At 67.6% G+C, this 24,558-nt stretch carries 24 protein-coding genes; 14 read left to right on the top strand and 10 right to left on the bottom strand.

The features are described from left to right. Window positions 1–5 precede the first annotated feature (5 nt). Entirely contained in the window at window positions 6–1,784 is a 1,779-nt protein-coding gene (locus C5B85_RS04720; RefSeq protein ID WP_104284897.1) for an ABC transporter permease subunit, read from the bottom strand. Continuing rightward, window positions 1,781–2,146 (bottom strand): cupin domain-containing protein, encoded by a 366-nt coding sequence (locus C5B85_RS04715; RefSeq protein WP_104284896.1) that lies wholly within the window; start codon window positions 2,144–2,146, stop codon window positions 1,781–1,783. The genes C5B85_RS04720 and C5B85_RS04715 overlap by 4 nt, the downstream gene beginning before the upstream one ends. Before the next feature lie 185 nt (window positions 2,147–2,331). Between C5B85_RS04715 and C5B85_RS04710 the strand changes: the two genes are divergently transcribed. The 3 genes from C5B85_RS04710 (at window position 2,332) to C5B85_RS04700 (ending at window position 4,972) form a co-directional block, all read left to right on the top strand. Continuing rightward, window positions 2,332–3,147 carry an IclR family transcriptional regulator gene (locus tag C5B85_RS04710; RefSeq protein ID WP_181064279.1) on the top strand — a complete coding sequence of 272 codons (816 nt, stop codon included), beginning with the start codon at window positions 2,332–2,334 and terminating at the stop codon, window positions 3,145–3,147. 84 nt (window positions 3,148–3,231) lie between these two features. Continuing rightward, window positions 3,232–4,236, top strand: coding sequence for a C-terminal binding protein (locus tag C5B85_RS04705; RefSeq protein ID WP_104284894.1), 1,005 nt, complete (start codon window positions 3,232–3,234; stop codon window positions 4,234–4,236). Continuing rightward, a complete protein-coding gene (locus C5B85_RS04700; protein ID WP_104284893.1) occupies window positions 4,229–4,972 on the top strand; it encodes an SDR family oxidoreductase in 744 nt (247 codons plus the stop codon). The genes C5B85_RS04705 and C5B85_RS04700 overlap by 8 nt, the downstream gene beginning before the upstream one ends. Window positions 4,973–5,078: 106 nt before the next feature. On the opposite strand, the gene C5B85_RS04695 is transcribed toward C5B85_RS04700, so the two are convergent. Then, window positions 5,079–5,768, bottom strand: a complete 690-nt coding sequence (locus tag C5B85_RS04695) for an RNA polymerase sigma factor (RefSeq protein ID WP_258070615.1) — start codon at window positions 5,766–5,768, stop codon at window positions 5,079–5,081. A 96-nt stretch (window positions 5,769–5,864) separates the two neighbouring features. Between C5B85_RS04695 and C5B85_RS19500 the strand changes: the two genes are divergently transcribed. Continuing rightward, entirely contained in the window at window positions 5,865–5,990 is a 126-nt protein-coding gene (locus C5B85_RS19500) for a hypothetical protein (RefSeq protein ID WP_258070587.1), read from the top strand. A 25-nt stretch (window positions 5,991–6,015) separates the two neighbouring features. On the opposite strand, the gene C5B85_RS04690 is transcribed toward C5B85_RS19500, so the two are convergent. Both C5B85_RS04690 and C5B85_RS04685 read right to left on the bottom strand, forming a co-directional pair. Continuing rightward, window positions 6,016–6,705, bottom strand: coding sequence for a class F sortase (locus C5B85_RS04690; protein ID WP_258070586.1), 690 nt, complete (start codon window positions 6,703–6,705; stop codon window positions 6,016–6,018). Next, window positions 6,702–7,424 (bottom strand): CHRD domain-containing protein, encoded by a 723-nt coding sequence (locus C5B85_RS04685; protein ID WP_104284891.1) that lies wholly within the window; start codon window positions 7,422–7,424, stop codon window positions 6,702–6,704. Before C5B85_RS04685 ends, C5B85_RS04690 begins: the two co-directional genes overlap by 4 nt. Before the next feature lie 307 nt (window positions 7,425–7,731). On the opposite strand from C5B85_RS04685, the gene C5B85_RS04680 reads away from it, so the two are divergent. The 3 genes from C5B85_RS04680 (at window position 7,732) to C5B85_RS04670 (ending at window position 11,619) form a co-directional block, all read left to right on the top strand. Beyond that, window positions 7,732–8,250, top strand: coding sequence for an RNA polymerase sigma factor (locus C5B85_RS04680; protein WP_104284890.1), 519 nt, complete (start codon window positions 7,732–7,734; stop codon window positions 8,248–8,250). Beyond that, a complete protein-coding gene (locus C5B85_RS04675) occupies window positions 8,243–9,124 on the top strand; it encodes an anti-sigma factor (protein WP_104284889.1) in 882 nt (293 codons plus the stop codon). The genes C5B85_RS04680 and C5B85_RS04675 overlap by 8 nt, the downstream gene beginning before the upstream one ends. Before the next feature lie 815 nt (window positions 9,125–9,939). Next, entirely contained in the window at window positions 9,940–11,619 is a 1,680-nt protein-coding gene (locus C5B85_RS04670) for an HNH endonuclease signature motif containing protein (RefSeq protein ID WP_146077845.1), read from the top strand. Between the two features lie 265 nt (window positions 11,620–11,884). On the opposite strand, the gene C5B85_RS19110 is transcribed toward C5B85_RS04670, so the two are convergent. Further along, on the bottom strand, window positions 11,885–13,159 hold the full coding sequence (locus C5B85_RS19110) for a helix-turn-helix domain-containing protein (RefSeq protein WP_219819333.1): 1,275 nt from the start codon (window positions 13,157–13,159) through the stop codon (window positions 11,885–11,887). 163 nt (window positions 13,160–13,322) lie between these two features. Here C5B85_RS19110 and C5B85_RS04655 point away from each other — a divergent pair, with 163 nt between their 5' ends. Both C5B85_RS04655 and C5B85_RS04650 read left to right on the top strand, forming a co-directional pair. Further along, the gene (locus tag C5B85_RS04655) at window positions 13,323–14,669 is read left to right on the top strand and encodes an MFS transporter (RefSeq protein WP_104284885.1); all 1,347 of its coding nucleotides are present in this window, start codon (window positions 13,323–13,325) and stop codon (window positions 14,667–14,669) included. Between the two features lie 74 nt (window positions 14,670–14,743). Beyond that, window positions 14,744–16,150 carry an ArgE/DapE family deacylase gene (locus tag C5B85_RS04650; RefSeq protein ID WP_104284884.1) on the top strand — a complete coding sequence of 469 codons (1,407 nt, stop codon included), beginning with the start codon at window positions 14,744–14,746 and terminating at the stop codon, window positions 16,148–16,150. Between the two features lie 529 nt (window positions 16,151–16,679). Here C5B85_RS04650 and C5B85_RS04645 read toward each other — a convergent pair. Both C5B85_RS04645 and C5B85_RS04640 read right to left on the bottom strand, forming a co-directional pair. After that, window positions 16,680–17,006 (bottom strand): hypothetical protein, encoded by a 327-nt coding sequence (locus C5B85_RS04645; protein ID WP_104284883.1) that lies wholly within the window; start codon window positions 17,004–17,006, stop codon window positions 16,680–16,682. 144 nt (window positions 17,007–17,150) lie between these two features. Next, a complete protein-coding gene (locus C5B85_RS04640; RefSeq protein WP_104284882.1) occupies window positions 17,151–17,471 on the bottom strand; it encodes an ATP-dependent DNA ligase in 321 nt (106 codons plus the stop codon). Between the two features lie 289 nt (window positions 17,472–17,760). On the opposite strand from C5B85_RS04640, the gene C5B85_RS04635 reads away from it, so the two are divergent. The 4 genes from C5B85_RS04635 (at window position 17,761) to C5B85_RS04620 (ending at window position 20,663) form a co-directional block, all read left to right on the top strand. Then, the gene (locus tag C5B85_RS04635; protein WP_104284881.1) at window positions 17,761–18,540 is read left to right on the top strand and encodes an SDR family oxidoreductase; all 780 of its coding nucleotides are present in this window, start codon (window positions 17,761–17,763) and stop codon (window positions 18,538–18,540) included. A 34-nt stretch (window positions 18,541–18,574) separates the two neighbouring features. Further along, window positions 18,575–18,904: a hypothetical protein gene (locus tag C5B85_RS04630; protein WP_104284880.1), complete on the top strand. Its 330-nt coding sequence runs from the start codon at window positions 18,575–18,577 to the stop codon at window positions 18,902–18,904. Further along, window positions 18,901–19,176 (top strand): hypothetical protein, encoded by a 276-nt coding sequence (locus C5B85_RS04625; RefSeq protein WP_104284879.1) that lies wholly within the window; start codon window positions 18,901–18,903, stop codon window positions 19,174–19,176. The genes C5B85_RS04630 and C5B85_RS04625 overlap by 4 nt, the downstream gene beginning before the upstream one ends. A 296-nt stretch (window positions 19,177–19,472) precedes the next feature. Beyond that, on the top strand, window positions 19,473–20,663 hold the full coding sequence (locus C5B85_RS04620; protein WP_258070585.1) for an alpha/beta hydrolase: 1,191 nt from the start codon (window positions 19,473–19,475) through the stop codon (window positions 20,661–20,663). Window positions 20,664–20,865: 202 nt separating this feature from the next. Here C5B85_RS04620 and C5B85_RS04615 read toward each other — a convergent pair whose 3' ends face one another. Together C5B85_RS04615 and C5B85_RS04610 are read right to left on the bottom strand one after the other, a co-directional pair. Continuing rightward, complete coding sequence (locus tag C5B85_RS04615; RefSeq protein ID WP_104284878.1) at window positions 20,866–21,237, bottom strand: RidA family protein; 372 nt, start codon at window positions 21,235–21,237, stop codon at window positions 20,866–20,868. Window positions 21,238–21,345: 108 nt separating this feature from the next. Continuing rightward, complete coding sequence (locus C5B85_RS04610) at window positions 21,346–23,334, bottom strand: BCCT family transporter (protein WP_104284877.1); 1,989 nt, start codon at window positions 23,332–23,334, stop codon at window positions 21,346–21,348. A gap of 304 nt (window positions 23,335–23,638) precedes the next feature. On the opposite strand from C5B85_RS04610, the gene C5B85_RS04605 reads away from it, so the two are divergent. After that, window positions 23,639–24,514, top strand: a complete 876-nt coding sequence (locus tag C5B85_RS04605) for a phosphatase PAP2 family protein (protein ID WP_104284876.1) — start codon at window positions 23,639–23,641, stop codon at window positions 24,512–24,514. Window positions 24,515–24,558 lie beyond the last annotated feature (44 nt).

The raw sequence follows: 24,558 nt of genomic DNA, 5'->3' as shown, positions 1-24,558 counted from the left end.
GATTCTCATTTCTTGTCTGCGCGGGCCGCGGCGGCGGCCTTCCGCGACTGCGTGATGCGCTGGATGATGATGACGGCGACGACCAGGAGCGTGAGCATCGCGGCGATCGCGGGAACTGTGGGAACGATGCCGCTCTCCAGGTACTGGTAGATGGTGACGGGGAGGGTCTTGACCGGCCCGGTCTGCAGGAAGAGCGCGAGCACCACTTCGTCCCACGAGGTGATGAAGGCAAGACCGAAGGCCCCGATGAGCACGGGAATCATGCCGCGCATGGTCACCTTCCAGAACGCCGTGGTGCGTGATGCCCCCATGGTCCAGGCGGCTGTCTCGAGGTCGAGCCCGCGGGAGGCCAGCGACGTGTTGATCATCGCGAAGGCGAGCGGAAACGACACGAGCGTGTGCGCGAAGACGAGCCCGGGGATGGTGCCAGCGAGGTCGAGTCGAAGTTCAACCGCGTAGATGCCAATGGCGAGCAGAATGGCTGGCGTGATGATCGGGGCAAACGCGAGCCCTGAGACCATCACCTTGGTGCGCTCTGACTTTGCGGTCTGTACGACGCGAGCAAGGTACAGCGCAAGCGCAGTGGAGCAGATGCCGGTCAGGGTCGCGACGAGCAGGCTGCGCACGATCGGGTTGAGCCACGTTGTGGTGGTGAGCACTTCTCCATACCACTGGAGGGTGAAACCGCGCGGCGGGAACACCACGGTCTGCGTCTCCCCCACCGACAGCGGGAAGACGATGAGCACCGGCAGCAGCAGCACTGCCAGAGCGACGAGGGTCACGGCCCCGGTGAAGACGGTGCCGGGGGTCCAGCTGAAGCGCTGCTCCTGGCTCACCCCCTTGGTCTGTCCTCCGATGCCCGGCGCTTGGAATCCCCCGCCGATTCGGATAACCGCGATATAGAGGATGAGCGTGGCGAGCAGCAAGACGACGCCGAGTGCGGACGCCACGCCCCATTCGAAGAGGTCGATCTGCTGCTGGATGTAGACGGCGACCGTCTGCTCCTGCGGGCCGCCGAGGATGGCGGGCACGATGAAGAAGCTGAGCGCGAGAATGAAGCAGAGCAGTGTGGCGCTGAGGATCGAGGTGCGCACGAGCGGCAGGAACACCTTGACGAAGGTCTGCACGCCGTTGGCGCCCAAGGTCCTGGCCGCGAGGATCACGTTGTGGTCGACGCCTGTCATGCCCGAGTACAGGATGAGGATCATGTAGGGCAGGAGGTACATGACCGTGCCGACCAATGTTCCGCCCTGGGTGTAGAGCAGTGAGAAGCTCTCACCGCCCATGGCCTGCCCTGCCTGGCTGAGGAGGCCGTTCGGGCTGAGGATCGACGTCAGCGCGAAGAGGCGGACGACGATCGACACCTGGAAGGGGATGAGCACGAGGAGCAGCACAATGCCTGCCGCCTTGCCCGGTAGGCGGGAGATGAAGTAGGCGACTGGGAATCCGAGCAGCAAGGTGATGAGCGTCGAGTTGAAGGCGAGCACCACGGTGCGCCACTCGACAAGGTGCAGGTAGTCGTCCTGCAGAATGCGCAAGTAATGGTCGAGGGTGAACTGGGGGTCAGCCCAGTTCATGACGCCGTCGACGCTGACGCTGCGGAGCACCACATCGAAGAGGGGCCAGAAGAAGAAGATCACGAAGAAGCCAGTCGCTGCGAGGGCGAGGGCGATCTTCGGAAGGCGTGCCAGGTCGAACACCGAGCGCTTCGGCGGACGCGGGGTTGGGATCCCCGTCGTGTTCAGGGACATCGTTGGCCCTTGCTCGGGGCTGAGCACGGTCATGCTGGCGACTGCGTGATCACGTACAGCTTGCGGCTTCGCTCCTGTACATCCCACACGACGTGTGAGCCATCTGGCAGCGAGATGTAGTCCCCTGGGCGGTACGGCACGACTTCTCCGGACTCTCGAGTGATCGTTCCGGTGCCTGCGAGGAAGTACATGTACTCGGAGATGCCGACTTTGCTCGAGTGGAAGCTCCCGGCTGTGATCTCCCAGACCCCGATCTCAGTGGTTGCATCCTCGTGGAGGACGAGCTCGTGGGCTTCCGGTGCGCCGGAAATGACGCGTGCCGGGTTCGCACTGGGGCCGAGAGGTATCGCGGCGAGGTTCTGCTGGCTGACTGGGTCGAGGGGGAATGCGCCCATATGTCATGCACCTTTCTGAGCGGAGCTGCGTTCCAAGCTGACTGGCACGCGTTGAAATTTGAAACACTGTCCCATAAGCTCACGAGCACTTGCAATAGAAATTTCGTTGCAGCTTTGTAAAATGTGCCGGAGCACTGCCGATCGCCATGGCGCCGCGACAGCCCGCCCAGGAAGAATGGAAATCCATGACTGATCGAGTGATCTCATCGGGAGGGCTGACCTCAGCGGAGCGAGTAACGGGAACCCAGAGCCTCGAAAAGGCCATGGACATCCTCGAGTACATCGCGGCCGCACCGCGCCCGGGCGTGACCCTGGCCGAGTGCACCGGCATCCTCGGATACAGCAAGGCGACGACGCAGCGGATGCTCCTCACCCTGACGAGGCGCGACATGCTGCACTTCGACGAAGAGCTTGGCGTCTACTCGCTCGGCATGCTCACGGCAAAGCTCGGCGCCGAGTACCTGAGTCGCCTCGACTACCGCAGGGCGGCACTTCCAGTGCTCCGCGAGCTCGTCGCCGAGTCGGGAGAGACCGCGCACCTCGGCGTCCTGACAGGCAAGGACGTCGTCTACATCGAACTCGTCGACAGCCCGAACCCCATCCGCATCTTCAGCAAGGTGGGCGACACACGACCCGCATACATGACCGCGATCGGCAAGGCGATCCTGGCCCAGCTCCCGAGCGACCAGAGGCGCGAGCGCCTCCCCGAGGCCCTGGTCGGGAGCACAGTGCACACCATCACTTCGTTCGACCAGCTCTACCGCGACCTCGCGGAGACTCGCGACCGCGGCTATGCGATCGACAGAGGCGAGAACCGGGACGGCATTCGAGGAGTCGCGGCGCCCATCTTCAACTTCTCGGGCGTCGTGTGCGCGGCACTGAGCATCGCGGGCCCATCGAACCGCCTCGACACCGATGAGCGCCTGCATGAACTCGGCGACCGAGTCATCCGCGCGGGCCGCCGGGTCTCCGCCGTCCTCGGAGCACCAGAGGGACTCTAGCTTCGACCCCGAACTCCTAGCGGGCGACATTAACCTTGGATTATGGAATGATGTCTCAAAATTCTATGTCCACGGGAGGATCTCATGCAGCAAGCCCAAAAAGTGGTGATCACCGACTGCGACCATGGCAGCGTCGAGATCGAGCGCGTCATCGCGAACGAGGCCGGGTACGAGCTGCTTCTCGCGCAGTGCAGCAGTGAAGCCGACGTCATCGCCGCAGCCCGCGGCGCGAGCGCGATCCTCACGCAGTACGCGCCCGTCACCGCGAACGTGCTGGCCGCACTGCCGGACCTGCGAGCTGTGGGCCGCTACGGCGTCGGAGTCGACACGGTTGACGTCGAGGCCGCGACCGCGAATGGCGTCGCGGTCTGCAATGTGCCCGACTACGGCACCGAAGACGTGAGCGACCACGCGATAGCGCACATCGTTGCACTCCTGCGCGGACTGCCCGTGCTCGACAAGGGAATGCGCCGCGGCATCTCCGACCTCGGCCCCGCGCAGCCACTGCACCGGTTCTCGGCGACGACGCTCGGCCTGTACGGGCTCGGCCTCATCGGGGAGGCGACAGCGCGCAAGGCGCGAGGACTCGGACTCAACGTCATGGGGAGCGATCCACGCTTCAGGCCGGGAGAGACAACACCAGACGGAACGCCTGTCGTGAGCCCAGATCAGCTCCTCGCGCAGTCTGACATCCTCTCGCTGCACCTGCCGCTCATCCCGCAGACGAAGCACATCCTCGATGACGACGCGTTCGCGCGCATGAAGCGCGGAATCAAGCTCGTCAACACGTGTCGAGGCGGGGTCGTCGACACGACCGCGCTCGTTCGAGCGCTCGACTCCGGCATCGTCTCGGCCGCGGGACTCGACGTCTTCGAGGAGGAGCCACTCCCCCTCACGAGCGAGCTCCTGCGTTTCGAGCAGGTCCTGCTCACACCCCACGCCGCTTGGTACAGCGAGGAGTCATTCTCTGAGTTGAAGCGCCGCGCCATGCAGAACATCCTGGACGTCTGCGCCGGGCGCGAGGTCCGGAACACCGTCAACGCTCTCGCGCTGGCCGCCCGGGCGCCCAAGGGGGCAGCGGATGTTTGACGACGTACTGCATGGCAAGAAAGCCGTCGTCACGGGAGCCTCGCGCGGCATCGGCGAAGCGGTTGCCGCCACGCTCATGCGGAGCGGCTCGGACGTGACGACATTGCAACGCGGGCCGGTCTCACCGAGCCTCCTTCGCCTGGCCGACGAGCTCGAGCGCAGCCTCACGGGCGTCTCGGTCGACTTCGCGGACGCAGACTCGATCGGGGCGGCGATCGCCGAGATCGGCGCCGTCGACATCCTCGTCAACAACGCTGGAACGCAGATCCGCCATGACTCCGTCGACTTTCCGCTCGCAGACTTCAACCGGGTCATGCAGATCAACACGAGCGCGGTGTTCCAGCTCAGCCAGGGCTTCGGAGCCCACATGGTGGCGCGGGGTGAGGGCAAGATTGTCACGCTCGCGTCGCTCCTCTCCTTCCAGGGCGGCCTGCGGGTGCCCGCGTACGCAGCATCCAAGGGTGCTGTTGCGCAGCTAACCAAGGCACTGAGCAACGAGTGGGCCTCACACGGCGTCAACGTCAACGGTGTCGCCCCCGGCTACGTGCAGACCGACATGAACGAGGCACTGCTCGCCGACCCCGATCGCTTCAGGCAGCTCAACGAACGCATCCCTGCTGGCCGGTGGGCGCTGCCAGAAGACATCGCGAACGCCGTCGTGTACCTCTGTACTCCGTACGCCGACTACGTGCACGGCACGATCCTGCCCGTGGACGGCGGATGGCTCGGCCGATAGGAGAAACGGGGAAACCAGTCCGACGGCGCGTCCAGCCGCGCTAATCGCGGGCAAGCCCGCTCGCCCGATCAACGCCAGTCCGCCCTGCCAGAGCGAGCCGCTCCACTCACCGCCAATCCGCCATCGCAACCGCAAGCGCCTTCCGCGCCCTCGCAATGGCCCCGCGAACGGTGCTCACGGGGATCTCGAGCTGGTCGGCGATGTCCTGGTAGCTCATCGACGTGAGCTCCCGCGAGACCCAGCATCGGCGCTGCTGCTCGGGGAGGTTCGAGAGGGCGACGTGGAGAGCTGCGGAAAGGAGCGCGAGCTGCGCGTTTGTCGTCGGCGACTCGTTCTCCGACGCTGCGGGCTCCCACTCGTCGACCCGGTCGTGCTCGCGTCGGCGCCTGAGCACATCCACGCTGCGGGATGTGACGATGCGCAGCATCCAGGACCGCACGGCCGCGAGGTCCTTGAGAGTCGACATCTTGGTCCAGGCCTGCGCGAGTGATTCCTGCACGACGTCCTCGGCCTCGGCGTCGGAACCGAGGCGCCGGCGAGCGCAGACGTACATGAGGGTTCGGTATCGCTGCACAAGCAGGTCGAAGGCGCGGGCATCGCCGAGCGACGCGAGCCCCGCGAGGAACTCGTCGCTGTCGTCTGGGGCGGCCACGCTCCGGAACTGAGCCATGGCCTTCGTACGGGTGCGGTTCGGCAACTCCCTCACGGCGGATACGGCGAGTACTGCCGGTGCTGCCGGTGCTGCCGGTGCTGCCGGTGCTGCCGGTGCTGCCGGTGCTGCTTCAAGCGTGAGCATCGTCACGGACCTCACTTCTGGAGCTTCCAGTCGGACGCTTGGAAGCCGCCACAGGGAGAGGGTCCCCCGACCCGGAGAGCGGAGAGCGGAACCCGGATGCTTCGACACATCCGCACACCATTCGGAGCCGTGCCGTATCAGGATTGCGAGCATCCGCGAGCATCCGGCAGAGGCACCATCATCAGTGTCGGCATCATCACAGCGTCCGGCACGCTCTTCTGAGCGAGGCGCCGGACGCCAGCAGCCCTTAGACCACCGCCGCGAACACGACGACGTTCTTGTCGTAGTGGCCCACGTCGCGGTCGAAGTAGCCACCGCACGTGATGAGCCGCAGCTCGTCCCCCGGAACAGCGCCGAAGACGCGCGCCGTCGGGAACTCCGCCTTGTCGACGGTCACAACCTCGGTGACCTGGTAGCTCGTGACCCCGCCCTCGGCGTCGGTCACGTTGACGACGTCACCCGAAGCGAGCTCGTCGAGGCGGAAGAACGCGGCAGGGCCTGCCAGGCCATCAACGTGCGCTGCGATGACCGTCGGCCCGCGCCCACCAGGCTTCCCGCCGCCCGTGAACCAGCCGATCTCGTCGAAATCGACGGGCACCTCCATCTTGCCGTCGGCGGCGATGCCGAGGTCGATGAGCGTGTCCTCCACGTCGATGGCGGGGATCGAGACGGCGGTCGGCTCGATGCCTTCAGGCAGCACCTCGACGCCGCCCGTCCCCGCGGGAGATGGTGCCTCCGGCGACGGCGCCACACTCGAAGCCTCGGCCGGGGCCGCCGGCGTGACCTCGGTGGAAGCCGCCGGCGACCGGGTGACCTCGCGAGCTGAACCCACCCCGCTCGGCGCGGCCGCGCATCCGCTCACAAGGAGCAAAGCTGCAACGGCGAGCGCCGGGACGCGCAGTGCGCGCCCCGGCAATCGAACGAGCTTCGTGGTCACTGACCCGCGGCGCGAGCCTTGCGCGCAACCGCAACGCCAGCCGCGCCCACCACGGCGAGGCCACCGAGGCCGAGGAAGCCGAGCGTCGTGGCGTCGAGGCCACCGGCAGCAGCAGCGCCGCCGGCGCCCGTGTCGACGCCACCGACCGGCACCTGCACGAGCTGGCCGCGCACGACGCCGGCCTTGAAGTCAGCCGTGTGCGAGTCGCCTGTGAAACCGGCCGGGTTCGCCTCGATCTGCTTGAGCGTGAACCCCTCGCCCGTGTCCGTACCCGCGTCGCTGTTGAGGCCCGTCGTGAACGGACCCTCAAGGCAGCCGCTGCTCGTGCGCGTGCCGTCACCGTTGTCGGTGGGGTTCGGGAACGCGATGCGCGGCGGGCCGGCCTGCCCCTCGGCGGCTTCGTGGATGTGCGTCGCGGTCTTCGCCGGGCTCTCGTATTCGCCCGTCACACCCGTGAGGGTGATGTCGTAGCAGATGATGTTCAGGTCGGAGTTAATACGGAAGTCGAACTGGCCCATCGAACCGGGCTCCCCCGGCGTCACATCGCCATCGTTGTTGATGACCGCATCCGGGGTCGCCATGACCGTGTAGGCGCTCGTGAACGAGTCGGGTTCGGAGACTTCCGTCTCCGCGGTTGCGGGCGCGGCAGCGACAAGAGCGATGGCGGCGACAGCTGTGGCGCCGAGAGTGAGCGACTTCGCGAACGTGTGCTTGGGCATGAGGGGTGCCTTCCTGCTTCGCAGCTCCCCGGTGGAGCCGTCGTACAGGGGCATACGGCGCCGATCCCTCCCGCGTTCATGACTGCCTGAACTTTTCTCAAACTTCTTCGCGGAAGGTCTTGGCGGAGATTCTTCGCGCAAGTTTTTCGCGCCGATTCTGAACGCGGCACCGATTCCGTGAGTACACCCCTTTACCTACCGCCGTTGGTCTCTACCAACCGCAGTTGAGGTGCCGGAGGGAGGAACCGTGAGCAGTGCCGTTATCGTTGACCCCGCAAGGGGGACGACAACGAGAGGACACGCACGGATGGCGGATGCGCCACACTCGTTCGACCTCCACTCTGCGTTCCGCGACCACGGCGGGGTGCTACTCGGCTTCAGCGTCAACGCTCTCCGCGACCGTGCGCTCGCTGAGGACTGCGTGCAGGAGACATTCCTGCGAGCGTGGCGGGCCCGCGACAGCTTCGATCACACCAAGGGCGGTGAGCGCACCTGGCTGTTCGCCATCGCCCGCAACGTCATCGCGGACGCGCTGCGTGCCCGCGAACGACTGCCCCGCATCTCAGCGAGCGATCCCCCGACAGACACCGGCGAGCCGGCAGCCGAGACACCCGACCCTCTCACCGGGCTCGGACTCACCGAAGCCCTCGCCCGCCTGCCGCACGAACAGCGCGAAGCGATCGTCGCCATCCACCTGACGGGCTACAGCTACGCTGAGTTCTCCGCCCGCTGCGGGGTGCCCGTCGCCACTCTCCGCACCCGCGTCTTCTACGGCCTCCGCGCCGCCCGCGGTCACCTCGACGAAACAGGAGGAGCTCGTGACTGACCACAACGCAGACCGCCGCGCCGAGCTCATCGCCGCCGCCCTCGTGGGCGAGCTGACCGAAACCGAAGCAGCCGAACTCGAGCGCATGCGAGCATCCGACCCCACAGTCGATGCGGAGCTGGAGGAACTCCGGGCCCTCACGGGGCAGCTCTCGGGGCTTCCCGAGTGGGTGGATGCGACGCCGGGCGACGAGCTTCGCGATGCCGTGCTGGCACTAGGGGCTGCAGATGGCGGCGTCGACAGCCGCGAACTCGGCGACGAGGACCGACACATTCGACCCGCTGGTCTGGTCGGACCAACTGACGCGGATGGGTCAGCTGGCGCTACCGGCACAGCTGACGCAGGTGACGTTGTCGCCGCGCGCAGAGGCATTGATAGAGCTGGTGGACGCGACGAGGTCGGCGAGGTCGGCGGCACGCCTGTCACACCGATGCGTCGTCCACGCTTCGGAGGCGCCCTGCTCGCAGGAATCGCTGCCGTCGGCCTCGTGGTCGGCGTCGTCGGCGGCTTCTTCCTCCCCCGCCCTGAAACGCCGCCGCCAGTCGGCGACCCCGGAACGCTCGGTGCCGTCGAGCCCGTCGACTTCCAAGGCGAACCCGTCGGCGTCGAGATCGATGGCAGCGTCGTCGCTCACACCTGGGGCACCGAGACGCTACTCACCGTCAACGGGCTGCCGAGCGGTGAGTTCTACTCGGTGGTCGTCGTCGACGCCGCGGGCGAAGACGTCGGCTCGGGGACCTTCCTGGGCTCAGAGGTCGAGATCAACTGCGCCGTCAACGCGGCCGCACTCCGCGAGGAGGTCACGAGCGTGGAGATCCGCGGCAAGACCGGGGACGTCGTGGCATCGGCGGCGCTGCCGCGAGTCGAGGGATAGCCTCGGCTGCGTGGAGGCGTCGGACGCGGAGCCCCGAGTCGAGGGGTAGCTTCGGATCACGTCGTGACATGGGCGGCAGAGTCCCGAGTCGACGGCTCGATTCCGGCTGCCTTGTGGCAGCGGCCGCATAGCCCCAAGCCGAGTAGTAGCTTCCGGCCAGGTGGAGGCACCGGCGGCGGAGCCCCGGGTCGAGCAGCACCTTGCAGCCACTTCGTGGCATCGGCGACATAGCCCCAAGTCGAGGGGCATCTTACGGCCGCGACTTGGCCCCTCGGCGTTGGGCGGCATGTCTGTGGGCGTTCTGGACGCGGGCCGAGGAACCTAGCGTCGCGCCTTCGCACCTTCGCGGGACGCAGGGCATCGCGGTGCGGACACCGCCCTGCAAGCGTCGTCATCCGGGCGTCGCGGCTTCGCGGCTTCGCGGGATGGCGGACATTGCGATGCGAGTCAGGGCAAGGCGCTATGACCAGCATTGGCGCAGGCAACGCAGGGCGACCGCGAGCGAAGCGGATCGCGTCGACAGCGCAACCTGACCGGGGCGCTGAATGAGAGATGCCACCGCGAGAGGGGCGAGCTGAGGTGCGGGTGCGCGCTTTGTCGGTGGTCTGTGATCTGGTGGACCGAAGCGTCGAGCAGATCCGGGTGACGAATCAGCCGATGGGGGCTCGCGTCGTGCAACGCACCAGACTCCGTCGCTCGATTCCCTCACACCACTCTCGAAGATATCAACCAATTCACAGAATAAATACCTGGTGAATGACTGGATTTATTCGGGTCCTTGAGCTAGGCTGGTCGTGATCTTGGGGGAGGTTATCGTGGCATCGCAGTCGGAGCAGGAGGCGTATCGCCGGTCGTCGATGGAGACGGCTGTGGTGGATGCGCTGCTCGAGGCGCGGTGCCAGTTGACGGGGATTCCGGATGCGGAGATCGTGGTCGTGTTGCGGGAGTTGGCGGCTCGCAGGCGCGTGCTGGACGCGGCGTTGGTAGAGGTCGCTGGCGAGTTGCTGCGGCGGGAGGATGAGTCGCCGCGGGCGGAGTCGGTGGCGCGGAAGTCGGGATTCCGGAACCTGACCGCGATGCTGGAGCAGGTGCTCGCCGTGCGGCCGTTCGAGGCGAGCACGCTCGTTCGGGTGGCCGCGGCGACGCGGGAGCGTATGAGCATCACGGGCGAGCCGATCCCGCCCAGGTACGCGGCCGTGTCGAACGCGGTCGGTTCAGGGGTCATGTCGGTGGCGCAGGCGTCGGCGATCACGAAGGGTCTGGATCACACCGGGAACCGCGTGGAGGTCGACGAATTGACGCGGGCCGAGGTGGAGCTCGTGGCGTCCGCGTGCGGGTTGAACCCTGAGGACGAGCAGCCCGCCGTGCCGAAGGTGTTGGAGGTGCAAGCCGCGACGTGGGTGTCATACCTCGACCCGGATGGCGACGAACCGCGGGCCGACAAGATCGCGGAGGAGCGCGGCCTGTGGATCTCTCGCCGCAGTGACGGCGCGGTCGTTGGCAAGTTCACGGCGACGCCCGAGCAGGGCGAGCAGTTGCTGTCGGTCTTCGATGCACTGCTCTCGCCGAGGCGGAAAGTGGAGTTCCCAGCCACGTCCGAGTGCGGGGAACCACTCGCCCCAGCCCTCGGATCCGATGGATTCCCGTCGGTGGCCGACAGCGGCGGCAGTGATTGCCACGGACTTTGGGGAGGTGAAAGCGACGCGCTCAGCGGCGACGACAGCGACGGCGACGGCGACGGCGACGACGACGACGACGACGACGACGGCCTCAATGGCGGCGAGGGTGACAGCGACGACCCCAATGGCGGTGAGAGCGATGACGACGTCGAGGTTCCGTTGGTGGATCCGCGGTCGATCGAACAGCAGCGCATGGACGCGTTGACGATGGTCGTGCGCGCCTACGCCGAGTCACCCGACGCGCCCAGAACCGGCGGCGAAGCGCCCACGGTCATCATCGTGACCACCGAAGCCGGCCTCGCTGGAACAGCGGAACGCCCCGAGGACGTCCCCCACCTCGAGCGCACCGGGGAGCCGATCCCGCCCAGCGTCGCCGCACAGATGCTGTGCGACAGCTTCACCCGAGTCGCGACTCGAGACGCCAATGGCGAGATCCTCGACCTCGGCCGCAAACAACGGCTTTTCACCACTGCCCGACGCCGGGCCATCGCTGTCCGCGATAGACAGTGCCGAGCACCAGGGTGCAGCGCACCCGTCCGCTGGTGCGAAGTGCACCACGCGCGACAATGGAGCGAAGGCGGACCCACCGATGTGAAACACGGCATCCTGCTGTGCTCCTTCCACCACCACGAAGTCCACCGCGGACGACTCGTCCTCATCAACGGCAGCAGCGGACGCTGGCACGTCGTCCCCGCCCTCGGCCACCACGTCCCACGCAGAACCGCGCGCCGCCGCGGCTACGCCACCAGCAGTGGCATCAGCAGCGGCATGAGCAGCGGCCGAGCCGCCCGCCCAGAGACAAACCGAAGACCCTGAAACCCCAGACGGGGAGACTGGAAACCAGAGACCAGAGACCGGAGACCGGAGACCGGAGACGACCAGAGACCAGAGACGACCACAGACCAGCGACCAGCGACCAGAGACCGGAGACGACCAGAGACCAGCGACCTGCGAACGGAAAACGAGAGCGGAAAGCGGAGAGCGGAGAGCGGAAGTTCCCAAACAGGAGCCCGCCTAAACCAGGACTCTCGACCGCAGGCACGTTGACGTCGCGTACCGCACGACCGGTCAGGTCCTGCGATCACTCCTGCTGCGCACTTCGCTCAGCGGCAAGAACCATCTTGATCGTGGCGGCGTCATCGGGAACCGTCGGGTCGAGCCCGGTCACCGAGGCGAACTTCGCCAATCGGTTCATGATCGTGTTCCGGTGACAGAACAGCGCCCCCGCGGCCTTCGACGCCGAACCGGTGGCCATGTACACCTCGACAGCCTCAACCAGCAGCGCCCGCTCCGACGAAGGCAGGACAGTGAAATCTCGAAGCGAATCCGCAGCAAGGCTCGACGCAACCGACCCAAGCCGCCTCACGACAAGACCCGGCCAATGCTGCGCGAGCAGCGCGGCCCGTCCCGGCACAGCCACCTCAGCCAACTCGGACGCCAGCTGCCACATCTCGCTCAGCGACGACAGCGTTGCCGCCGACTGGGACACGCCCACCTGCAGGTCCGCGAGCGCCAACTGCACCGACAGGCCAGCAGACCGCAGGCCAGTAGACCGCAGGCCGGCCGACTCAGCGCCAGTAGACCCCACGCCCGCAGACCCCACGCCCGCAGACCCCACGCCAGTAGACCCCACGCCAGCCGATCCCGCACCAGACGAGCCCACACCGGACGAGCCAGCGACTACCGCGAACTCCACACCGTCCAGGCGCAGGCACACGGCCGCGGGGAAAACGGCCCGCACGTCCGCGGCAAAGGTGGCCGCCGCATCCTGATGCGCAACCGCGACCCAGTACGGACCAACGAGCGGAATCTCGAGCGCCTCCGCCGCCTGCACATGCAACTGCGAGTCGTCGACACCACCGCGCAGCAGACGACGCAACAGGAACGCCTGCTCCTGCTCGAGCTCCGCCTTCACCTGCCCCAGTTCGAGCATGTACCCCGACTGCACGCTCGTCGTGTGCGCCTCCACAACCTCCCAGATCGCAACCACATCATCGGAGAGTCGATCCGCCTCCCCCGGCAAACGGTCGTTGAGGGCCTGCCAGATGAAGCGGAAGTCCATTCGCACCGCACGCAGCAGCGACTCGAGCGGCACCCCCTGCCGAACCCGCTTGCGGCCGATAGCTCTCGAGTGCGCCCGCAGCTCGTCCTCGAGTCGCTCCCCACCGAGCTGCCGGAACATGAGCCCGAGCGTCGTGAACGCCGTGCTGTGCACATCCCGCTCCGCGATCACCGACTCGACGTAGCCGGTGAGCTTGCGCACCTGCATCACGTACAGGGTCGTGATCTCGTCCAGGTCGTCAAGGCACGAGCGGATACCGCGCTGCAACGGCGCCGAAACAGACGCGTCATTCACCGGCTCGAAACCCATCCAGATTGTGCATTTGCCCATTCTAGGCGTGCAATCGAGTGGGCCTGACAATTGCCCGACCCAGCCAGGACGGGGTTGCATAGGAACACCAACGTCACCGCAGACGTGCACGTTCACATGCAGGCCTTTCCCCAACATCGGAGCCACCATGTCCCACGACCCGCAGACATCGACCTCAAGCGTGCCCACCGCGCCACCCAAAGTCAGCCTCAAAGAAGCTCGGCGCATCGCCTTCGCCGCCTTCGTCGGCACCGCCCTCGAGTGGTACGACTACTTCCTCTTCGGCACCGCCGCGGCCCTCGTCTTCAACCGACTCTTCTTCACCGACCTCAACCCGGCAGGCGCCACGCTCGCCGCCTTCGCGACCTTCGGCGTCGGCTTCGCAGCCCGCCCCATCGGCGCCGTCGTCTTCGGGTGGATCGGCGACCGCTACGGCCGCCGCCCCGCCCTCCTCACCACGATTGTGATGATCGGATGCGCGACGGGACTCATCGGCATCCTCCCCGACTACCTCGCCGTCGGCATCGCAGCCCCCGTCATGCTCGCCGTCCTCCGCCTCGTACAGGGCTTCGCCGTCGGCGGCGAATGGGGCGGCGCGACGACCATCGCCATCGAGCACTCCCCCGAGAAGATGCGCGGTCGCTTCGCCGCCCTCGTCCAGATCGGCTCCCCCGTCGGCACCCTCGTCTCCTCCGGCGCCTTCGCGCTCGTGCTGATGATGCCGCCTGAGACCTTCGACGCGTGGGGCTGGCGCCTCCCGTTCCTCCTCGCCTTCCCGCTCCTCGGCATCGCCCTCTACATCCGCCTCAAGGTTGAAGAGTCTCCCGTCTTCCAGGAACTCGCAGCCGCCGGCGAGCATGTCAAGGTTCCCGTCGTCGAGCTCTTCCGGAAGTCCGGACTGCGCCTCCTCGTCGCCGTTGCCGCCGCCATGCTCGGCGTCGGAGGCTTCTACATGATGACAACCTTCGTCGTCTCCTACGGCACCAACGTGCTCGAAGTCGACCGACAGGTCATGGTCAACGCCACCCTCATCGCCGCCGTCCTCCAGATCGGCGTCACGATCTTCGCCGGCCGACTCGCCGAGCGCTTCGGCCCCGGCCGCATGACCGTCGTCGGCGGCCTCACCACCGGCATCGCCGCCTTCCCCCTCTTCTGGCTCATCGACACCGAGAGCCCCATCGCCATCATCGCCGCCGTCAGCATCGGCATCGCCCTCATCACCCTCTCCTACGCCGTCACCGGCGCCCTCCTGGCAGAACTCTTCCCGCCCCGCCTCCGCTACAGCGGCGTCTCCCTCGGCTACAACCTCGCCGGAGCGATCAGCGGCTTCCTGCCGCTCATCGCCACCGCCCTCATCACGGTCGGTGACGGGTCGTCCTGGCCGGCCGTGCTCGTCCTCATCGGCATCTGCGTCATCACCGTCATCGGCGGAGCCTTCGGCGAGCGGATGCGCCTCCGCGACGACATCGTCGAGATAGACGAAGCCGCCTCCTGAGCGCCGACACGAGCACCCTCCCCCACCCGGGCGCCGCTGCCCGGCAGCACCACAGGCGAAAGCAGGACACGACCATGACCACACCAACCAGCCCCTCCACCACTCCGTCAACCACCGCGGCGAGCGCCGCCGCCGGCACTGAGGACACCTCCACGAGCACCCTCACTGCCGGCCACAGCGTGAGCGCTGCCACCGCACCAGCCGGCTCCCTCACCGACGAGCAGCGCCAGCGCATCCTCGACGCCGTCGACGCCTCCTTCGACCGCCAGACCGCCTTCACCCAGGAACTCGTGCGCCACCCGTCGCTGCGCGCCAACGAGTCGTCAGCCCAGGACCTCCTGTACGGCGCCATGGCCGGCCGCGGCCTCGCCATGGACCGCTGGCAGCTCGACCCCGTCGAACTCGCCGCCCACCCCGGGGCCGGCGCCATCGAGATCTCCTACGACGGCCTCGAGAACGTCGTCGGCACCTTCGCGCCGCAGGAGGAGCGCGGGAACTCGCTCATCCTCAACGGCCACATCGACGTCGTCCCCGAAGGACCTGAGAGCCAATGGACCCGCTCCCCCTGGGACGCGACCGTGCGCGACGGCTGGCTGTACGGACGCGGCAGCGGCGACATGAAGGCCGGCCTCGTCGCGAACCTCTACGCCTTCGACGCCGTTCGGGCCGCCGGACTCACCCCCACCGGGCGCATCCACTTCGAGTCCGTCGTCGAAGAGGAGTGCACGGGCAACGGTTCCCTCTCGGCCCACCTGCGCGGATACTCGGCCGACGCAGTCCTCATCCCGGAGCCCGAAGAGGACATGCTGGTGCGCGCCAACACGGGAGTCATCTGGCTGCGCCTCCGGGTCGACGGCAAGCCCACCCACCCGCGCGAAATGCAGACCGGGTTCAACGCCATCGACGCCGCCTACTTCGTCGTCGGCGAGCTGCGGAAGCTCGAAGCCGCCTGGAACGCCAAACAGGGCGAGCACCGATACTTCGAGGAGCTCGACCACCCCATCAACTTCAACGTCGGCAAGATCCAGGGCGGTGACTGGGGCTCCAGCGTGCCAGCCTGGTGCGAAGTCGACGTGCGCGTCGCCCTCTACCCCGGTATCACCGCCGACCTGGCCTGGGCAGAGATCACCGATGCACTCGCGAGCGTCACGGCCGACGGCAACGGCAACCCCATCGTCACGACCGCCACCAAGACTGGCTTCTACGCCGAGGGCTACGTGCTCGAAGAAGGCGGCGCCGCTGAACAGGCGCTCGAGCGCAGCCACAGCGCCGCCTTCGGCGGGGCGAAGCTCGAGTCGTTTGTCACCCCCGGCTACCTCGACGGGCGCGTCTTCGTGCAGTACGCCGACACGCCGGCACTCGTCTACGGGCCCATCTCAGAGGCCATCCATGGCTACGACGAGCGCGTGAACCTCGAATCGGTTCGCCGCATCACGAAGTCGATCGCGCTCTTCATCGCCGAATGGTGCGGGGTCGAGTAGACGCCACCCACGAGCCCTCCCCTCATCGGCCGTGCGCGCTCCCCACCGCGGAAGCGTGCACGGCCGATTGCATGCGCTATGCAATCCCATCGCAGCACCGCACTGCTTCAGCGCGTCATAGCGCGACGAAGCTCGCCGCAGCTTGCCGCAGCTCGTCACAGCTCGTCACAGCTCGTCACAGCTTGCATTCAATGCGCCCCGTCAGCGCTCACGAATCCGTCCTCCCCGTCAGCGCCGACGTACAGCAGCTCGCGCGATGCGACGTGCCCCGGGAGCAGCGGAACGCCGGTAAGCGGCGCATTCCTCGAGGAGCGCCCGCTGGATAGGCTCACCGGGCGCGTGCTGCATTCTGACCGGACTGAGTGACAGCGACGAACTGGTGCGCGAGGAGCAGGTCGCGCCGATCGGGCCGATCCTTGCCTCTGGCACCGCCCATGAGGCCGTCAATCGCGTGAACGGCCTGACCGGCGCGCGAGACGGGCCGAGCGAGCCGCGCAGAGCGTGTCAGCGCGCGTCAGCGCAGAGCGCGTCAGCGCGTGCCGGCCCCGTGCATCCACTCATCGCCGTTGCCGCTGAGGGAGTCCTGCACCGCTTCCTCGGCGTCGGCGAGCGCCCGTTCGGCGGCGTCCAGCTCGAGCTTCGTGGCTTGCTCCGCCTCGAGCCGCTCGCGGTCGGCCGCCTGGCGCTCGGCACGGTCGCGCAGCGACAACGACTGCGAATCCGGCAGCTGCAGGTCTTCGCTGCGCAGGGCGGCGAGCCGCGAGCGCAGTTCCCGCGTGCGCAGGTACGCCTCGCGTACGCGGAGCATCAGCTCGGGTTCCGACTGCTGGCCTGCTTCGTCTGCGCGCGCGTTCACAGGACAGAGCCTAGAACGTTCCGACGGCGTGGCCGAACATGGTTCAATCGCGGCGCGCATGCTTCAAAATGCCCGGGGCACCCAGCGGCGCGGCGGCGCGGCGGGCGGCGCAGGAGGTCTACCGGCTCAAGCACATCAGGTCGCTCAGGCCGCGAGCGAGCTCGTACCGGCAGGCTCCTGGCAGATTCGCATGCCCGCAGTCGAGTTGGCCGAGCCGATGATGGCGCGCACCCACTGGTCGTTGATCGCCGGCAGACGTCCGCCCACGAAGCGGAACCGCAGGTCCGTGGCCGGGCTGATCCACAGCGTCTCGCGGCCGCTGCCCTGACCCGCGGGACGCGACATGGAGAACGCGACGCTGTTCCCCGCCCTCAGCATGCTCAGCAGGGCGATCTTGAGGTGAGCGAGCGAGCGGTCGTCGATCTCGAGTTCGTGGCTCTGACTGCCGTAGTACATGAAACCCATGGGGGTCGCCTTCGAATGATGAGGAACCAAGGCGACGGATCCGTCTCGACCGCTCGGCGTGCGCCCGAACAAGTGAAGGAGGGGCTGGGGACCGAAGTCTCTCGAGTGTCACACGCCGCCCGCGCAATCCCTACACTTTCGCCGATTCCCACATCGACGCTGGCTCAGTTCGAGCCGCAGCGCCGCTGACACGGCGCACGAGATGTCCGCCTCGCCTTCCTAGAAATCGACGCTCCGACATGGTGGCTGCTCGTCGCCTCGGAGCAAGGGCACCTCGTACGGTGGATGCATGACCGGAAGAACACCGCGACGCGTCGCGCTCATCACGGGCGTGGGCCGTCGGCGCTCGATCGGGGCTGCGCTCGCCATCGGCCTGGCTCGCGACGGCTGGGACCTGGCGCTCAACTACTGGCAGCCGTACGACGACCGCGTTGGGCTCGAGCGCTCCGGCGACGACCCGCGCGACGTGGCGGAGCTGTGCCGCGAACTCGGGGCATCCGTCGAGCTCGTCCAGGGAGACCTGAGCGACCCGGGCGTCCCGGCGCGACTCGTCGAGGAAACGCGGGGCCTCGGTCCGCTCGCCGGCCTCGTGCTGTCGCACGCGGAGTCCGTCGACAGCTCCATTCTCACCACGGATCTCGAGAGCTGGGACCGCCACTTCGCGGTCAACGCCCGCGCGACGTGGCTGCTGATCAAGGCGTTCGCGGAGCAGCTGCCCATCGTGCCCGACCCCGGAACCGCCTGCGCCAGCATCGTCGCTCTCACGAGCGACCACACGGTCGACAACCTGCCATACGGGGCCAGCAAGGGCGCCCTCGACCGCATCGTCACGGCTGCCGCCGTTGAGCTCGCCGACCGCGGCGTCAGAGCCAACGTCATCAACCCTGGCCCCGTCGACACGGGCTGGATGGACGACGAGACCCGGTCGTGGTGCACGGACGCGACCCCGACGGGTCGCCTCGGCACTGCCGAGGACACCGCCAACGTGGTGCGCTTCCTCTTCTCCCCTGCGGGCGCCTGGATCAACGGGCAGGTGCTCTCGAGTAACGGCGGGTTCAAGGTCGGGTAGGCGACATCCTCGGCACATGCGCTAGACATGACACATGACTCTCGACGACCGCGGCCGGACGATCCGCCTGTGGGTCGTCGCGGGCGTGATCGCCCTCACGCTAGCGGCGCTCGCGACGTGGCTCTACCTTCCGCTCACACTCGAGACGTACTGCGGGCAGCTCGGAACTGGCCCAGAGACCTGCATTGAGGCGAGGAACTCACCGGCTGGGCTGCCCACGTCCTTCTCGTTCTGGCTGAACGCCGTCGGAGTCGCCGTCGCCGCGCCCATCATGGTCGTGGTGGTGCTCCGCTTCGTTCGGAAGCAGCGCACCACGCGCTCCGTCGACCGCCAGCAGGGGAACACTGGAGACCAGAGCGCGTGACCCCTCCGTTCCTCCGCCCGCGATCGACCGCGCGCATCTGGCTCTGGACGGCCGTCATCGTCGTCCTGATCTCGCTGGTCCTGGCGCCGACACACGACTACACGATCTGCGTCGACAACTACACCGACACCTCCCTCTCCTACTGCGAGAGCTACCCGCTGTCCCTCGCCGGCAACCGGACCCACGTGTGGGTCTGGCTGACCGCCGTAGCCATGACGGCTCTCACCGGCTGGCTCATCGCTCGGCGCCACAAGTCGCGCGACCGGCGATAGGCGGCGCGAATCGCCCCAGCGCCACCGCAATTCCGCGCGCGACCTCGCCTCAGCACCCTGGCGCTACTCAGCGCGTTCCTCTCGTCGTTGTTCGTCGAGCGGAGCCCCATCGCACCAGGACGCCCAGACGAGCAGACGAACAGCCGAACAGCCGAACAGCCGAAGGTGAACAAGCGCTGGCCGTTCCGTCACCGGGCGTGACCGCGTGCACACGCGGGATAAGGACGCACACCTAGGAACCCGAGACGCAGAATTCCCCCAGAAGGGTCGCGGCGCTCCCCTGCTAGCTTGAGCGCGTGGCCCCGCAGATTCCTCCGCAGCTCGCCGACCGGCACGCGCGTCGTCTGCGCCGCCCTGCTACGGAGAGCACGCCCGAATTCGACCTGGCGTACGTGCGGACCGGGCCTCGAGCATCCACGCCCGTCGTCGTGATCCCCGGCGGCCCGGGGCTCGGGTCGCTGCTCCCCTACGTCGGCTTCCGCAGGCGCGCCGCCCAGGGTGGTCTCGACGTGATCATGGTCGAACACCGCGGCATCGGCTTCTCGCGCGCTGACCTGCACGGCCGGGACCTGCCGGCGTCTGCGATGCGCATCAGCGACGTCATCGACGACCTCGCCGCCGTGCTCGACCACGAGGGCATCGGCCAGGCGCACATCGTCGGCGCCTCCTACGGCACCTACCTCGCTTCGGCCTTTGGCGCCCGCTACCCGGAACGCGTCGCCGGCATGCTGCTCGACTCAGCCCTCCAGTCGGCCGAGTCGCTCAACCTGGAGCGCCACACGGTGCGCGAGCTGTTCTGGCACGGCGATACCGCCACGGCCGAAGCCGTGCACGCGCTCGTCGACCAGGGCGTCGACTCGCGCATCCTGCTCGACGTGTCCAGGGCAGCGTACGAGCTGGGCGGCGAGGAGCTCCTCCTCCCCGTGTTGCGGCAGCGCGCCAACCACGCGCACACGGCTGCCTGGAGTGCCCTGCAGCTCTACGCCACCCGCGACCGCTCCATCGCGCGATTCCCTGGCATCTACGAGTTCGACCTCGCCGGCGTCATCGGCTTCCGGGAACTCGGCTACGGCGGCACCCCAGACGGACTTCCCCTCGACCCCGCCCTCACCTACTCGGAGATCGCCGGCTTCTTCCCCGCCTTCGCGGGCGAACCCTTCAACTTGGCCGCCGAGACCCCGAAATTTCCGTGGCCCCTCGTGCTGCTCGTGGGCACACGCGACTTGCGCACCCCGCCGCCCATCGCGCGAGGCGTCGCCGCGACAGCACGCGATGCGGTGCTCGTGCACATCGAGAACGGCCACTCCGCCCTCGAATCGCACCCGCTCGCACTGCTCAACGCGATCCGGGCGCTCGCGCGGTGCCGCGAACATGCGCTACCCGGAGCCGCGGCGGCCCTCAACCGGCTGCCGAGGCGCGGACTCGCTGCGCGCATCCCGGAGCTGCTCGGCGCCGCGACGCTCGTCGAGAGCACGATCCGGCCGTAGTGCGGGTGCGCTCTCATCAATTTAGGGGCGAAGTGGGCTCTGCCCACTTCGCTCAGCGAAAGCACGCCAGGCACTAGGCGGAACTTCGAGGGCCTCACCGAACCGATGGACCACTTCGCCCCTAAATTGACAGGATGCGAGCCCGAGCCCGAGCGCGAGCGCGAGCCGCAACCTCTCGGAAGGAGTCGCGCCGCGACGCGTTCTACTCGCTGATAATGGCGTCGACCTCGACCTCGAGCAGGAGGTCCTTCGCGACGAGGCCGGCCGTGCCGATGAAGGCGCACGCCGGGCGGATTTCGCCGAAGACCTCGCCGTGCACCGCGCCGACGGCGTCGAAGTCGCGCTCGATGTCGACGAGGAACACTCGCGTGCGCACGACGTCGCTCAGCGAGGCACCCGCCTGCTCGAGCCCGGCACCGATGCGTTCGAAGATCTCCCGCGCCTGCTCCTCAGCGTCGACGCCCGGCGCCGTCGTGCCGGCCACGAAGACCTGGCTGCCGACCTTCACGGCCCGCGAATATCCGACGGTCGCCTCGTAGGGCGAGCCAGAGGAGATGTTGATGCGTTCGGTCATGGGGGCTCCTTCATGTGGGCAGGCACGCTCCTCGCAGGGAGCGGGTCCTGGCAGGCAATGTCCAGATGAGAGCATGCCACGACGCTGAGCTGCAAGGATGCGGTCGCGTCAGACTCCGACACGGCCCTGGTCGCCGTCGCGCCCGGTCTCACCTGCCTCGAGTGCCTCCCTCGCGGCCGGCGCCTCGATCCGGGCCCGCTCCTCGAGCTCGCTCGGTGACGCACCCTGCTCCGACGAGTTGTCCGCCTTCACCATGTCGAGCATCCCCGTTGTCGCGTCGGTGTACCACTCGGTCAGTGCCGGGTCCTCGGAATCGAGCCAGGCGCCAGCCCCGTGCTCGGCCTCGACGACGCTCGCCCCGAACACGAAGTCGTCCCCGTGCTCGGCGATGCCGGCGCGCACACCCTCGTCGATGGCCTCCTTCGCGTAGCGGCGGCGCATCATGTACGGGTCCGTGCGCAGGTCCTTGGCCCACGCCCACATGATGCCCATCACGACAAACGCGAACGGCAGCGCCGTGACGACCATGATCGCCTGCAGCCCCGAGAGCGCATCTCGCCCGCCCGCGAGCAGCAGCGAGGCGGCGATGAGGCCGAGCATGAGGCCCCAGAAGATGGTGACCCAGCGCGACGGCTCGGCCTTACCCTGCTGGCTCATCGAGCCCATCACGATGGAGGCGGAGTCGGCGGACGTGACGAAGAAGATGACGATTGACACCAGGGCGACGACACTGGTGATCGCCCCCAGCGGCAGCGCGTCCAGCAGCGTGAAGAGCTGCGCCTCAGGCGAACCGGCCGCGCTCACGCCGGCTCCCTGCGTCTCCAGCCACATCGAGGTGCCCCCGACGATGCCGAACCAGACAAGGCACACCGCGGACGGCACGACGATAACAACCGTCACGAACTCACGCAGCGTGCGGCCACGAGAGATCTTCGCGATGAACAGGCCAACGAACGGCGTCCACGACACCCACCACGCCCAGTAGTACGTGGTCCAGGCCTGCATGAACACCTCCGTCTCGTCGCCCATGGAGGCGTTGCGCATCAGCATGGTGCCGAGCTCGCTGAAGTACGTGACGCCGGCGGCTGGGATGATGTTTGCCAGTAGCAGCGTCGGTCCGGCGACGAGCACGAACAGGCCGAGGAGGCCCGCTACGACCATGTTGATGTTCGACAGGATCCGGATGCCCCGCTTCACGCCCGACACTGCGGACAGGATGAAAAGGGCCGTGAGCACGGCGATGGCCGCGATGATGAAGCCGTTGCCCAGCGTTCCGAGCCCCGTCACCATCTCCACGCCCGACGCGATCTGCAACGCCCCGATCCCCAGCGAGACGGCCGTGCCGAAGAGCGTCACGAGGATCGCGAAGATGTCGATCAGCGGGCCGAACCAGCCCTGCGTGCGCTGCGAGAACACCGAGTCGAAGAGCGCTGAGATCAGCGGAGGTCGGCCCCTGCGGTAGGCCGCGTACGCGATGGCGCCACCCACAAGCGCGTAGTATGCCCACGCCATCGGCCCCCAGTGCAGCACGGTCTGCGCGATTGCCGTGTGCATCGCATCCACACTGCCCGGGGCGACGTCGAAGCCGTGCGGGGGCGCCAGGAAGTACGTGAGCGGCTCCATCGGGCCGTAGAAGAGCAGCCCGATGCCGATGCCCGCGGAGAACAGCATCGCGATCCAGGACACCATCGAGAACTCGGGCTTCTCATCGTCCGCGCCGAGGCGCACCCCACCGGTGCGCCCGTAGCCGACAACGAGCATGAAGATGGCGACGACGATCGTCAGGAGCGAGAACAGCCAGCCGAAGTTCTCCGTCACCCAGTCGAGTGATACGGAGCCGACGGCCGAGATGCTCGCCGGGTCGACGAGGGCCCAGGCGATGACGGCGACGACACCAGCACCGGCGACGCCGAACACCCACCAGTTCGTTCGAAAAGCCCGACCTGTCTCCTCGACGCCGATACCGGGGATGAGGGCCGGATGCATCGGATCCGGGTCGATCACCTCCCGGATGATGCGCGTCACCGGCTTGCGTTGCGGTCCGTACGACGCGGACTGCGGTCCGGGCGAGGAGGGTGGTGTGTCCTGTGAGCTCATAGCGCGGGGATCATCCGTTTCTCTCGGGGGAAGGCAAACGGGGTGCAACGTTACCCGAAGGGCCGAGGAATCTCAGAGGCTGCCTTGCGATGGCGGAAGCGCGACCCGCTGCAGACGTCGGCGTCAAACCGGCACTGCACGACCATCCGCCCACCATGTCGAAGGGACCCCGTCCCGCGAGGAGATCCTCGACGGCAACGCACACGCCATCCTGGGGCAGAACCGCACAGTCGGGCTCTCCTCGAACTGACGCACTGTCGCCACCCCGGCGTGAGCCTCAGTCGCCCCACCTAGAGTTGGTGCGGTGACCCACCCCCACGATTCCACCCAGGGCGTCCAAGGCGAGCTCGCCCAGGACACCACCATCGACAATCGCGCCCCGCGGCCGCCCCGTTCAAACGCGGGACGCGTCGTCGAGAAGCGCGTGCAGGTCGTCGGCGACAAGGTCGGCCCCAACAGCGCCCTGATCCTGCTGCTCGTGATCGGGCTGGCCATCGTTGTCGGGCTCAGCGTCCTCGCGGCCGAGATCTACGAGGCCGTGACCGACAGGGACGGGGTCGCCGGCCTCGACCAGCCGCTGCTCGACTACGCGATCACCCTGCGATCGCCGGTCGCCGATTCCATCATCACCGGATACACCGACATCGCCGGGCAGATCGGGATGCCCATCATCGCGATCGCCACGCTGCTCGTGCTCTCCATACGGCGCAGGTCGTGGACCCCGGTCATCCTCATCGTCGCCGCTGGCGGCGGGTCGCTCCTCATGACCGTCGCCGGGAAGAACCTCATCGGCCGCGTCCGCCCCCAGCAGGCCGAAGCCGTGCCGCCGTACGAGACCTCGGCGTCGTTCCCCAGCGGGCACACCCTCAACGCCGTCGCCGTCGTCGGCGTCATCGCCTACCTGCTCATCCTCCGACGCCAGACGAGACGGGCGCGCGTCCTCATCGCCCTCGGCGCAGTCCTCTTCGCCCTGACCGTCGGCCTGTCACGCGTCTACCTGGGTCACCACTGGTTCACGGATGTGCTCGCTGGCTGGGTCCTGGGCGCCGCATGGCTCGCATTCGTGATCTTCGCGCACCGGCTCTACCTGTCCATCCGCGAGCACCGGCACGCACGGCGCCCTGCGGAGGGAGCAGACGGATCAGAGGGAGCTGCGGGAGCGGAACGCCCGGCCGCCTGAGCCGCACCAGATTGCCAGGGTCTCCCAGGGGACACTGACGAGTC

This window comes from Pseudoclavibacter sp. AY1F1, assembly GCF_002931075.1.
In the GTDB taxonomy this organism is placed as follows: Bacteria; Actinomycetota; Actinomycetes; order Actinomycetales; family Microbacteriaceae; genus Pseudoclavibacter.
This window is presented reverse-complemented; position numbering and strand designations above follow the sequence as displayed.

What these genes read in the sequence shown, in the direction of transcription:
- C5B85_RS04720 (WP_104284897.1), bottom strand. Translation starts at nt 1,784, where the DNA reads ATGACCGTGCTCAGCCCCGAGCAAGGGCCAACGATGTCCCTGAACACG.
- C5B85_RS04715 (WP_104284896.1), bottom strand. Translation starts at nt 2,146, where the DNA reads ATGGGCGCATTCCCCCTCGACCCAGTCAGCCAGCAGAACCTCGCCGCG.
- C5B85_RS04710 (WP_181064279.1), top strand. Translation starts at nt 2,332, where the DNA reads ATGACTGATCGAGTGATCTCATCGGGAGGGCTGACCTCAGCGGAGCGA.
- C5B85_RS04705 (WP_104284894.1), top strand. Translation starts at nt 3,232, where the DNA reads ATGCAGCAAGCCCAAAAAGTGGTGATCACCGACTGCGACCATGGCAGC.
- C5B85_RS04700 (WP_104284893.1), top strand. Translation starts at nt 4,229, where the DNA reads ATGTTTGACGACGTACTGCATGGCAAGAAAGCCGTCGTCACGGGAGCC.
- C5B85_RS04695 (WP_258070615.1), bottom strand. Translation starts at nt 5,768, where the DNA reads ATGCTCACGCTTGAAGCAGCACCGGCAGCACCGGCAGCACCGGCAGCA.
- C5B85_RS19500 (WP_258070587.1), top strand. Translation starts at nt 5,865, where the DNA reads ATGCTTCGACACATCCGCACACCATTCGGAGCCGTGCCGTATCAGGAT.
- C5B85_RS04685 (WP_104284891.1), bottom strand. Translation starts at nt 7,424, where the DNA reads ATGCCCAAGCACACGTTCGCGAAGTCGCTCACTCTCGGCGCCACAGCT.
- C5B85_RS04680 (WP_104284890.1), top strand. Translation starts at nt 7,732, where the DNA reads ATGGCGGATGCGCCACACTCGTTCGACCTCCACTCTGCGTTCCGCGAC.
- C5B85_RS04655 (WP_104284885.1), top strand. Translation starts at nt 13,323, where the DNA reads ATGTCCCACGACCCGCAGACATCGACCTCAAGCGTGCCCACCGCGCCA.
- C5B85_RS04650 (WP_104284884.1), top strand. Translation starts at nt 14,744, where the DNA reads ATGACCACACCAACCAGCCCCTCCACCACTCCGTCAACCACCGCGGCG.
- C5B85_RS04640 (WP_104284882.1), bottom strand. Translation starts at nt 17,471, where the DNA reads ATGGGTTTCATGTACTACGGCAGTCAGAGCCACGAACTCGAGATCGAC.
- C5B85_RS04635 (WP_104284881.1), top strand. Translation starts at nt 17,761, where the DNA reads ATGACCGGAAGAACACCGCGACGCGTCGCGCTCATCACGGGCGTGGGC.
- C5B85_RS04630 (WP_104284880.1), top strand. Translation starts at nt 18,575, where the DNA reads ATGACTCTCGACGACCGCGGCCGGACGATCCGCCTGTGGGTCGTCGCG.
- C5B85_RS04615 (WP_104284878.1), bottom strand. Translation starts at nt 21,237, where the DNA reads ATGACCGAACGCATCAACATCTCCTCTGGCTCGCCCTACGAGGCGACC.
- C5B85_RS04610 (WP_104284877.1), bottom strand. Translation starts at nt 23,334, where the DNA reads ATGAGCTCACAGGACACACCACCCTCCTCGCCCGGACCGCAGTCCGCG.